At 67.0% G+C, this 2,076-nt stretch carries 2 protein-coding genes; both read left to right on the top strand.

Annotation, left to right across the window (positions count from 1 at the left end; genetic code table 11):
- Positions 1-203: 203 nt before the first annotated feature.
- Entirely contained in the window at positions 204-1,736 is a 1,533-nt protein-coding gene (gene istA, locus AC0L2O_RS36085; RefSeq protein ID WP_473373107.1) for an IS21 family transposase, read from the top strand.
- Positions 1,737-1,747: 11 nt separating this feature from the next.
- On the top strand, positions 1,748-2,076 hold a 329-nt coding region (locus tag AC0L2O_RS36080; RefSeq protein WP_473373106.1), incomplete at its 3' end, for an ATP-binding protein.

The following is a 2,076-nucleotide window of genomic DNA, read 5'->3' as shown; positions in this document are numbered from 1 at the left end:
TGCGGATTCCGATCGATGTCGCCCAGGATTCCGAGATGATCTCGCCCACCATTCCGATTTGAAGTCGCCCACCCGTTCCGAAATGATGTCGCCCACCATTCCGGGATGATGTCGCCCGGGTGACGAGGCCTCTTCTGGCTCCCATAGGGTCAACTCTTTCGGCTTTGCGAAGGGGACCCTGGATGCCGACGGAGAGGCTTGCGATGCGCCGTGTGCGCGATGTGATCAGAATGAAGGCGGCCGGGTTGCCGAGCCGCGAGATTGCGCGACGGGTGGGCGCGGCGCCCTCGACGGTGCGGCTGGCGCTCCGGCGGTTCGAGGCCGCGGGCTTGAGCTGGCCGTTGCCAGACGACGTCACCGACACGGTTCTGGAACTTCGCCTGTTCGCGAAGACCGGCAATGGCAACCGTCAGGGTCACCGCCGCATCGCCGAGCCCGACTGGGCGACCGTGCACCGCGAGCTCAAACGCAAGCACGTGACGCTGTCGATCCTGTGGGAGGAATATATCGCCACCGAACCCGGCGGATACCGGTACTCGCGCTTCTGTGAGCTCTACCGCGCCTGGGAGGGCCGCCTGTCGGTGACGATGCGCCACGCCCATGCGGCCGGCGACAAGTTGTTCGTCGACTATGCCGGCGATGGCGTGCCGGTGGTGGTCGACCGCCTGACCGGTGAGCGCAGAACGGCGCAGATCTTCGTCGCCGTGCTCGGCGCATCGAGCTTCACCTACGCGCAGGCGACGTGGACGCAGGGGCTCGCCGACTGGATCAGCGCCCATGTTGGCGCCTTCGCGGCGATCGGCGGCATACCGGCCCTGCTGGTGCCCGACAACACCAAGGTCGCGGTCATTAAGGCGAGCCTGTACGACCCGCAGATCAATCGTACCTACGCGGAGATGGCGGCGCATTACGGCACTGCCATCTTGCCGGCGCGGCCGCGCAAGCCGCGCGACAAGGCCAAGGTCGAGCAGGCCGTCCTGATCGTCGAGCGCTGGCTGCTCGGCCGCCTGCGCCATCGCACCTTCTACAGCCTGGCCGAGGTCAATGCGGCGATCGGCGAACTGCTCACGAGGCTGAATGAGGAACGGCCGATCCGGCGGCTCGGCGTGACACGCCGCCGGTTGCTCGAGGAGGTCGACCGGCCGGCGCTCAAGCCATTGCCAGCGTCCCCCTATGTCCTCGCCGAGTGGCGGATCCGCCGCGTCAGTCTCGATTACCACGTCGAGGTGGAGAAGCATTACTACAGCGTTCCGCATCGCTTCGCCCGCGCCGAGGTCGAGGTGCGGTTCACGGCCCGTACCGTCGAGATCTTCCACAAGGGCGAGCGGATCGCCGCGCATCAGCGCATGAGCGGCAATCACAAACACACCACCGTGCCGGAGCACATGGCCTCCAGCCATCGGCGCTACGCCGGCTGGAGCATCGCGCGTATCCGCCAGGACGCCGCCGCGATCGGGCCGGCGACCAGCGCGTTGTGCGACCTCATTCTCGACGAGCGCTCGCACCCCGAGCAAGGCTTCCGCGCCTGCCTCGGCATCCTCAGGCTCGCCGCCTCCTATGGGCGCGAACGGCTGGACGCCGCGGCTGCGCGGGCAATCGACATCGGCGCGCGCACCTATGGCTCGATCAAGTCGATCCTCGCCAACAATCTCGATCGGCGTTCTGCTCACCAGCGTTCCGCGGACGATGCGCCGATCCTGCATGCCAACATCCGCGGACCGCGCTACTACAATTAGGAGATCATCCCTTGCTCACCCATCCGACCCTCGACCGCCTCAACGCCCTCGGCCTCCATGGCATGGCCAAGGCCTTCGCCGACATCGAAGCCACCGGTGAGGCCGCAAGCCTCGGTCACACCGAATGGGTTGCGCTGCTGCTCGAACGTGAAGCCTCGCTGCGGCACGACAAACGGCTCGCCACTCGCCTGCGCTACGCCAAGCTGCGCCAGCAGGCGTGCGTCGAGGACATCGACTACCGCACCCCGCGCGGTCTCGACCGCCCGCTGTTCGCTAAGCTTGTCGAGGGCCGCTGGATCGACGACCACGTCAATCTCCTGATCTGCGGCCCGGCCGGCGT

This window comes from Bradyrhizobium sp. Kon10 (assembly GCF_055807395.1).
The sequence above is the reverse complement of the archived record's forward strand: the minus strand, read 5'-3'. Positions and strand labels throughout refer to the sequence as shown.

What these genes read in the sequence shown, in the direction of transcription:
- istA (WP_473373107.1), top strand. Translation starts at nt 204, where the DNA reads ATGCGCCGTGTGCGCGATGTGATCAGAATGAAGGCGGCCGGGTTGCCG.